The organism is Pseudomonas sp. AGC41 (assembly GCF_057334555.1).
In genome coordinates this window covers 1-9354 of sequence record NZ_JBHFJB010000155.1, presented here as the reverse complement: position 1 = coordinate 9354, position 9354 = coordinate 1, and the positions used below count along the sequence as shown (strand labels likewise).

At 59.9% G+C, this 9354-nt stretch carries 6 protein-coding genes; 3 read left to right on the top strand and 3 right to left on the bottom strand.

The genetic code is table 11. The features are described from left to right. Positions 1-48: 48 nt before the first annotated feature. Both ACE04F_RS26040 and glnA read right to left on the bottom strand, forming a co-directional pair. A complete protein-coding gene (locus ACE04F_RS26040) occupies positions 49-606 on the bottom strand; it encodes a chorismate mutase (protein ID WP_486110499.1) in 558 nt (185 codons plus the stop codon). A gap of 120 nt (positions 607-726) precedes the next feature. Continuing rightward, on the bottom strand, positions 727-2133 hold the full coding sequence (gene glnA / locus ACE04F_RS26035) for a type I glutamate--ammonia ligase (RefSeq protein WP_186638815.1): 1407 nt from the start codon (positions 2131-2133) through the stop codon (positions 727-729). Between the two features lie 328 nt (positions 2134-2461). Here glnA and thiI point away from each other — a divergent pair, with 328 nt between their 5' ends. Beyond that, entirely contained in the window at positions 2462-3916 is a 1455-nt protein-coding gene (gene thiI, locus ACE04F_RS26030; RefSeq protein WP_305497422.1) for a tRNA uracil 4-sulfurtransferase ThiI, read from the top strand. Positions 3917-4050: 134 nt separating this feature from the next. After that, the gene (gene typA / locus ACE04F_RS26025; RefSeq protein ID WP_486110498.1) at positions 4051-5871 is read left to right on the top strand and encodes a translational GTPase TypA; all 1821 of its coding nucleotides are present in this window, start codon (positions 4051-4053) and stop codon (positions 5869-5871) included. 218 nt (positions 5872-6089) lie between these two features. Here typA and ACE04F_RS26020 read toward each other — a convergent pair whose 3' ends face one another. Continuing rightward, complete coding sequence (locus ACE04F_RS26020; protein ID WP_024778075.1) at positions 6090-6527, bottom strand: YkgJ family cysteine cluster protein; 438 nt, start codon at positions 6525-6527, stop codon at positions 6090-6092. 255 nt (positions 6528-6782) lie between these two features. Between ACE04F_RS26020 and ACE04F_RS26015 the strand changes: the two genes are divergently transcribed. After that, positions 6783-9233, top strand: coding sequence for a glycogen/starch/alpha-glucan phosphorylase (locus ACE04F_RS26015; RefSeq protein ID WP_305497418.1), 2451 nt, complete (start codon positions 6783-6785; stop codon positions 9231-9233). The last annotated feature ends 121 nt before the right edge of the window (positions 9234-9354 follow it).

Here is a 9354-nt window from a genome sequence, read left to right as displayed (position 1 = left end):
GGGCCTCTTCGCAAGCAGGCTCGCTCCCACAGGGGGAATTTTGGTGTCTCAGGATTTTGCGGACACGCACAGCTCGGCAGTCGCCCGGATCAGCGCAAGCCTGTGCACCGGGTGTTGCTTGTTGTGGTGGGTGGCGCGGGCCAGCCATTGCGGGCACTGCGGGTCGGTGCGGTAGGGGGCGAAGTCGGCCAGTTGCTGCAACAGGCGTTTTTGCAGTCGATCGAGTTTGGGCCGGATCTCGCCCACCAGGTCCGGGCGTGGCAGATCCGGGGCCTTGCCGTCGAGGGCCCAGTCGGACAGGTTGATGTATTGCACCAGTTTGTTGGCTTCAATCTGGGCGGCGAAAAACGCTTCCACGGTTTCGCCGGTCAGTTTGTAGGCCGGCGCCTGGGCGACGGCGGCGGCAATGACTTCACGCTCGCGCTGGCGATCCTCCACCGGTTTGCCGCTGTCCCATTTGCTCAACGCCACTTGATCGGCGATGGCCAGGCGTTCGCCAATGGCGTTCAGCAGCGGGGTAAGGGTTTCGGGAGCGTTGCCCGCTTCGGCGCTGGTGGCCAGCAGTGCGGCGGACAGGGCAAGGCAGAGCTTGAGGCGCGAAGTCATGGGCGGTCTCATCTTTAATGGAGGAGCGACGAGGCATCATGCCTGTAACCGGCGCCCATGAAAAAGGCCTCCCGAAGGAGGCCTCTTTTATTTCACGCCGTGCATGACGGCGCTACCGGATCAGCAGCTGTAGTACAGCTCATATTCCAGTGGGTGTACGAAGGTGCGAACCTTGATTTCTTCTTCGCTTTTCAGCGCGATGTAAGCGTCGATGAAGTCATCGCTGAATACGCCGCCCTTGGTCAGGAACGCACGGCCCTTGTCCAGCTCTTCCAGGGCTTCTTTCAGGCTACCGCAAACCTGTGGGATTTCCTTGGCCTCTTCAGGCGGCAGGTCATACAGGTTTTTGTCAGCGGCATCGCCAGGGTGGATCTTGTTCTGGATACCGTCCAGGCCGGCCATCATCAGTGCGGCGAAGGCCAGGTATGGGTTGGCAGCCGGATCCGGGAAGCGCGCTTCGATACGACGGGCTTTAGGGCTGTTCACGTAAGGAATGCGGATCGAGGCGGAACGGTTGCGAGCCGAGTAGGCCAGCATAACCGGTGCTTCGAAGCCTGGGACCAGACGCTTGTAGGAGTTGGTCGAAGGGTTGGTGAAGCCGTTCAGGGCTTTACCGTGCTTGATGATGCCGCCGATGAAGTACAGGGCGGTGTCCGACAGACCGGCATAACCTTCGCCAGCGAAGGTGTTCTTGCCGTCCTTGGAGATCGACATGTGCACGTGCATGCCCGAACCGTTGTCGCCGTACAGAGGCTTCGGCATGAAGGTCGCGGTGCGGCCGTAGGCGTCGGCAACGTTGTGCACGCAGTACTTCAGGGTCTGGACTTCGTCAGCCTTCTTGACCAGCGTGTTGAACTTCACGCCGATTTCGTTCTGGCCGGCAGTCGCCACTTCGTGGTGGTGAACTTCGACGGTCTGGCCCATTTCTTCCAGCGCGTTGCACATGGAGGTACGGATTTCGTGGTCGAAGTCGAACGGTGGAACCGGGAAGTAGCCGCCTTTGACGCCTGGACGGTGGCCTTTGTTGCCGCCTTCCACATCCTGGTCGGACATCCACGAACCCTGTTCGGAGAAGATCTTGAACATGGAACCGGAAATGTCGGATTTGAACTTGACCGAGTCGAAGATGAAGAACTCAGGCTCAGGACCGAAGAAAGCGGTGTCGCCGATACCGGTGGACTTCAGGTATTCCTCGGCGCGGTGGGCGATGGCGCGTGGGTCGCGGTCATAGCCTTGCATGGTCGAAGGTTCGATGATGTCGCAAACCAGGATCAGGGTCGGCTCTTCGGTGAACGGATCGAGGACCGCGGTTTCGTCGTCCGGCATCAGGATCATGTCGGAGGCTTCGATGCCTTTCCAGCCGGAGATGGAGGAGCCGTCGAACATCTTGCCGATTTCAAAGAATTCGTCGTCCAGCGCATCACGGGCCGGCATGGTCACGTGATGTTGAGTGCCCTTGGTGTCAGTGAAGCGCAGATCAATCCACTTGACGTCATGATCTTTGATGAGTTGAACCGACTTCGACATATGTCCTCCGGGTGGCTTCGGGCGGTAATGGTGTGCCCTTAGATATGGGTGATGCCGGCGCGAATACTCTGCCAAGGCAACCTGCCTCACAAGGGAGCAATTTGCATGCCAGTGCCCCAGCATGGGTTTTTTGCACCAAATACTCGCTTTTAAAAGGGGCTGGGCACGGATTGTCGGACAATTGCGCACCGCAATGTGGCGCCTTTTGTCGATTGTGACCTGTTTTGGTGCGACCAAAACCAAATGCAGATTAACTGGTTAAACCTTGAGCAATTTCCGCTATAATCCGCGCCCCCCTTTTTCGGCTGGCCGTTCGCGCGCTGTTTTCATGAAACTAATCGTAAAAGTCTTCCCCGAGATCACCATCAAGAGCCGCCCGGTACGGATGCGTTTCATCCGCCAGCTGGCCAAGAACATCCGTGCCGTGCTCCGTGACCTGGACCCGGCCGTGGTGGTGAATGGCGTGTGGGACAACCTCGAACTGGAAACCCGCGTCAGCGAACCCAAGGCCTTGAAGGAAATGACCGAGCGCCTGAGCTGCATGCCGGGCATCGCGCATTTCCTCCAGGTCGACGAATATCCGCTGGGGGACTTCGACGATATCCTCGCCAAGTGCATGCTCCATTATGGTGATGCCCTGGCCGGCAAGATCTTCTCGGTACGCTGCAAGCGCGCCGGCAAGCATCCGTTCAGCTCGATGGACGTCGAACGTTATGTCGGCAGCCAGTTGCGCCGGCAGTGCGGCGCGGCCGGCATCTCCCTGAAAGACCCTGAAGTTGAAGTGCGCATCGAGATTCGCGACCAGCGGTTGTTCGTGATCCACAGCCAGCACGACAGCATCGGCGGTTATCCGCTGGGTTCGCTGGAACAGACGCTGGTATTGATGTCCGGTGGTTTCGACTCCACCGTCGCCGCCTACCAGATCATGCGTCGCGGCTTGATGAGCCATTTCTGCTTCTTCAACCTCGGCGGGCGCGCCCACGAACTGGGCGTCATGGAAGTGGCGCACTTCATCTGGAAGAAGTACGGCAGCTCCCAGCGCGTGTTATTTGTGAGCGTGCCGTTCGAGGAAGTCCTGGGCGAGATTCTCGGCAAAGTCGATAACAGTCATATGGGCGTCATTTTGAAGCGTATGATGTTGCGTGCCGCGACGAGCATCGCTGACCGCCTGCACATCGACGCGCTGGTCACCGGCGAGGCGATTTCCCAGGTTTCGAGCCAGACGCTGCCGAACCTGTCGGTGATCGACTGCGTGACCGAGAAACTCGTGCTGCGTCCGCTGATTGCCAGTCACAAGCAGGACATCATCGACACGGCCACCGAGATCGGCACCGCCGATTTTGCCCGGCACATGCCGGAGTACTGCGGGGTCATCTCGGTCAATCCGAAGACGGCGGCCAAGCGCGGGCGCGTGGAGCACGAAGAGAAAGAATTCGACATGGCGGTACTCGAACGCGCAATCGAGAACGCCAGGCTGGTGCCGATCGATCGGGTCATCGATGAATTGGGCCAGGACATTCAGATTGAAGAAGTCGGCGAAGCGCTGGCCGGTCAGATCATCATCGACATCCGTCACCCGGACGATGCTGAAGACGACCCGCTGAGCGTTGCCGGCGTCGAGGTACAAACGATGCCGTTCTATGCAGTGAACGCGCGTTTCAAGGAACTGGACCCTACTCGCCAGTACCTGCTGTATTGCGACAAAGGCGTGATGAGTCGCCTGCATGCCCATCATTTGCTCAGTGAGGGGCATGCCAATGTGCGCGTTTATCGACCGAGCTAAGTGCCCGGGGCTGTTTGCCTGTGGCCTGCGTCACCGGCCCCCCGACGCCGCCGACACGCTGTAACTGTCGGACTCTACTGTAAATCGCTGCCACGACCTGTCAGCACACCGAATCCTCTGATCGAGATACACAAGTGATCGAAAATCTACGCAACATCGCCATCATTGCTCACGTTGACCATGGTAAGACCACCCTGGTAGACAAACTCTTGCGTCAATCCGGCACCCTGGAGCGCAACGAGCTCAACGACGAGCGCGTGATGGACTCCAACGACCAGGAAAAAGAGCGCGGTATTACCATCCTGGCGAAAAACACCGCCATCAACTGGAACGGCTACCACATCAACATCGTGGACACCCCGGGCCACGCCGACTTCGGTGGTGAAGTCGAGCGCGTGATGTCGATGGTCGACTCCGTGCTGCTGCTGGTCGATGCCCAGGACGGCCCTATGCCGCAAACCCGTTTCGTGACCAAGAAGGCTTTCGAAGCCGGCCTGCGTCCGATCGTGTGCATCAACAAGGTTGACCGTCCAGGCGCGCGTCCGGACTGGGTTCTGGACCAGATCTTCGACCTGTTCGACAACCTGGGCGCCACCGAAGAACAGCTGGACTTCAAAGTCGTCTACGCCTCGGCCCTGAACGGTATTGCCGGTCTGGACCACACCGAAATGGCCGACGACATGACCCCGCTGTACCAGTCGATCGTCGACAACGTACCCGCGCCAAAAGTCGACCGTGACGGCCCGTTCCAGATGCAGATCTCGGCACTGGACTACAACAGCTTCCTGGGCGTGATCGGTGTTGGCCGTATCGCCCGTGGTCGCGTCAAGCCGAACACCCCGGTCGTGGCTATCGGCGCCGACGGCAAGCGCCGCAATGGTCGTATCCTCAAGCTGATGGGGCACCACGGTCTGCACCGTGTGGACGTTGAAGAAGCAGCTGCCGGCGATATCGTCTGCATCAGCGGCATGGACTCGCTGTTCATCTCCGACACCCTGTGCCACCCGGACACCGTTGAAGCGATGAAGCCGTTGACCGTCGACGAGCCAACCGTTTCCATGACCTTCCAGGTAAACGACTCGCCATTCTGCGGTAAAGAAGGCAAGTTCGTGACTTCCCGTAACATCAAGGAACGTCTGGACAAAGAGCTGCTGTACAACGTTGCACTGCGCGTTGAAGAAGGCGACTCGGCTGACAAGTTCAAGGTCTCGGGCCGTGGCGAACTGCACCTCTCGGTTCTGATCGAAACCATGCGTCGCGAAGGTTTCGAAATGGCTGTAGGCCGTCCGGAAGTGATCATCCGTCTGGTTGACGGCGTGAAGCACGAACCGTTCGAAAACGTCACCATCGACCTGCCGGAAGAATCCCAGGGCAAGGTGATGGAAGAGATGGGCCTGCGTAAGGGCGACCTGACCAACATGGTGCCGGATGGCAAGGGCCGTGTACGTCTGGAATACAACATCCCTGCTCGTGGTCTGATCGGTTTCCGTAACCAGTTCCTGACCCTGACCAACGGCGCTGGCATCCTCACCTCGATCTTCGACCGTTACGACGTGATGAAGTCCGGCGACATGTCCGGCCGTCAGAACGGCGTTCTGGTTTCGGTTGAAACCGGCAAGGCGCTGACCTACTCCCTGGAAACCCTGCAGGCGCGTGGCAAGCTGTTCGTTGAACACGGCCAGGAAATCTACGGCGGCCAGATCGTTGGTCTGAACAGCCGTGACAACGACCTGGGCGTGAACCCTACCAAGGGCAAGAAGCTCGACAACATGCGTGCTTCGGGTAAAGACGAAACCATCGCCCTGGTTCCACCTGTTCGCTTTACCCTGGAACAGGCTCTGGAATTCATCCAGGACGACGAGCTGTGTGAAGTGACGCCTAAGTCGATCCGCCTGCGCAAGAAGATCCTGGACGAAAGCGAGCGTACCCGCGCCGCCAAGAAAGCCAAGAACTGATTTAGCCCAGGCTGAATGAAAAACGCCCCCGGTTGTGAGACCGGGGGCGTTTTTTTATGCCTGGAATTTATGTGGCGCCTGTGAGGGCCCCTTCGCGAGCAGGCTCGCTCCCACAGTGGTTACTTGTCGGACGCAGGATTGTGCACGACATAAGGCCCCTGTGGGAGCGAGCCTGCTCGCGAAGACGGTATTGCAGGCGCCGCTAAACCATCAGTCGTTCAAAATCTGTCCAAAGTCCGCGGATTACGCTCGCGCTCCACTTCCTTGGGCTTGTAGGCGCAATACCCCGGCCGTGGCCCGACCCGTGGATGATTGCGGCAGGTGTCCGGGCGCTTTTCGTAAATGGTGCACAGCCGGCTCTTGCGATCCAGATACAGGCAATCGTTGTTGCTCATGCGCTGGAGCGTGAAGATTTCCGATTTCTGGTTGTAGCGCTCGACGATCCCTTCCTTTTGCAGGCGCTTGGCGATGTTTTTCGGCGGGTCGCCCAGCTCGAACTCATCGACGATGCCGATGCGGATCAGGTCCTTGATCTTGACCTCCACCGGCAGCGTGCAGCAGCTCGACACGCAGGAACCGCACATCGGGGCGGAATACTTGGCCCAGGTATCGAGTCGGTCGATCTCCGCGGCGGCGATCAGGTTGGGCTTCATCATCACGGTTTACCAGCATGCATCAGGGCGCGCGATCATACCGGGACTGGTGAAATTTTGAACGACCATCTGCCGGTTTTTTTTACCTCGCGGCAAAACCCCGCCTGGACCGGCACGGCCCCTGCATTCACTCGCCTATCTGGCAATTCTCTGGCGGCGATTCTCCGACACCTGGGAAAAACCACCGAACCAAGAGCCCGTACCGTCTGTCAGACCGTCTAGGCTCAGACATTTCCATGCTCGTTCGAGGTCTCATCAATGACTCAAGAACCACTTGTTCGCGAAGCCGAGGTTGCGGCTTTTCGCGACGCCGTGTTGACCAAACTCACTTATGCCGTCGGCAAGGACCCCGATCATGCGTTTGATCACGATTGGTTCGAAGCCATCGCCCTCGCTGCCCGCGACCATATGGTCGAACACTGGATGGACCATACGCGGCAGATCTACCGAAAGGGCCAGAAGCGCGTCTATTACCTCTCCCTGGAATTTCTCATCGGCCGGCTGCTGTACGACAGCCTGAGCAACCTCGGCTTGCTCGACACCGCCCGCGAAGCCTTGACCGAGCTGGGCGTGGACCTTGAGCGCATCCGTCTGCTGGAGCCCGACGCGGCGCTGGGCAATGGCGGCCTTGGCCGTCTGGCGGCATGCTTCATGGAAAGCATGTCGACCCTCGGTATCGCCGGCCATGGTTATGGCATTCGTTACGAGCACGGCTTGTTCCGCCAGGCGATTGTCGACGGCTGGCAACAGGAGCAGACCGAGCACTGGCTGGATTTCGGCAACCCGTGGGAGTTCGAGCGGCCGGAGGTCGTCTACCCGATCGGCTTCGGCGGCAGCGTCGAGACTGTCACCGACGAAACCGGCAAGACCCGCCAGGTCTGGTCCCCGGCCGAAACCGTGCGGGCGATTGCCTATGACACGCCGGTCGTCGGCTGGCGTGGTGCCAGCGTCAATACCCTGCGCCTGTGGCGCGCCCGAGCCGTGGAAGACCTGCACCTGGAGCGCTTCAACGCTGGCGACCACCTCGGCGCCGTAGCGGAAGTGGCCCGCGCCGAGAGTATTTCCCGCGTTTTGTACCCGGCCGACAGCACCGAAGCCGGCCAGGAACTGCGCCTGCGCCAGGAATATTTCTTCGTCGCTGCTTCGCTGCAGGATTTGCTGCGCCGCCATCGCAACATGCACACCTCGGTACTGACCCTGGGCGATCATGCGGCGATCCAGCTCAACGACACCCACCCGTCGATTGCCGTGGCCGAGCTGATGCGCCAATTGGTGGACGTCTACGACGTGGCGTGGGACGCGGCCTGGCAGATCACCCAGGACACGCTTTCCTACACCAACCACACGCTGCTGCCTGAAGCATTGGAAACCTGGCCGGTAGGGCTGATGGAGCGCATGTTGCCGCGGCACATGCAGATCATCTACCTGATCAATGCCCAGCATATCGATTCGCTGCGGGCCAAGGGCGTGCACGATTTCGACGTGTTGCGCTCGGTGTCGCTGATCGAAGAAGACAACGGTCGTCGGGTGCGCATGGGTAACCTCGCGTTCCTCGGTTCCCACAGCGTCAACGGCGTGTCCGGGCTGCACACGCAGTTGATGCGCAGCACCGTATTCTCTGAGCTGCACAAGCTTTATCCGGACCGGATCAACAATAAGACCAACGGCATCACTTTCCGCCGCTGGCTGTTCCAGGCCAACGCCGAACTGACCTCGATGATGGTCGATGCCCTCGGCCCGAGCGTGCTCGACAACCCTGAGGAGCGGCTGATCGAACTGGAGCCGTTCGCCGACAAACCGGCGTTCCGCAAGCAATTCGCCGAGCAGCGCCTGCACAGCAAGAAAGCCTTGGCCTACCTGATCCACGAGCGGCTGGGCATTGCCGTCAACCCGGCGGCGATGTTCGACGTGCAGGTCAAGCGGATCCACGAGTACAAGCGCCAGCTGCTCAACCTGATGCACACCGTGGCGCTGTACCAGGCGATCCGCGCCGAGCCGGAGGTGGATTGGGTGCCGCGGGTGAAGATCTTCGCCGGCAAGGCCGCTGCCAGCTATCACCAGGCCAAGCTGATCATCAAGCTGACCAACGACATCGCCCGGGTGGTCAACAACGACCCGACCGTGCGCGGCTTGCTCAAAGTGGTGTTCCTGCCCAACTACAACGTCAGCCTGGCCGAAAGCATCATCCCGGCGGCAGACCTGTCGGAGCAGATTTCCACGGCCGGTTTCGAGGCCTCGGGTACCAGCAACATGAAGTTCGGCCTCAACGGCGCGCTGACCATCGGCACCATGGACGGCGCCAACGTGGAAATGCATGACCGCGTCGGTGGCGAGCACATGTTCATCTTCGGCCTGACCGCCGAGCAGGTGGAAGCGCGCAAGCGCAACGGCGAATTCAGCGCCGCACCGGACATCGCCGCATCCCATCGCCTCAACGATGTGCTGCAAGCGATTCGTGGCGGGGTGTTCTCGCCGGACGATCCGATGCGTTACACCGGGCTGGTGGACTCGCTGGTGGATTACGACCGCTTCCTGGTCTGCGCGGACTTCGATGCCTACTGGAATGCCCAGGCCAAAGTCGAGGAGAGGTGGCACGATCCCAAGCAGTGGTGGCGCTCGGCGGTGCTCAACACCGCGCGCATGGGCTGGTTCTCCTCGGACCGGACCATTCGCGAATACGCCACCGACATCTGGAAGGCCCTGGACTGACTGTTGCAAGAAATGTGAGCGAAGCCCAACGGCGGTTGGGCTTCGTCGATATACTAAGCGTCAGTTTCGCCGGGCAGCGGTGTCGCAGCTCAGTCAAAAGTAACCCTTGTGGGAGCGAGCC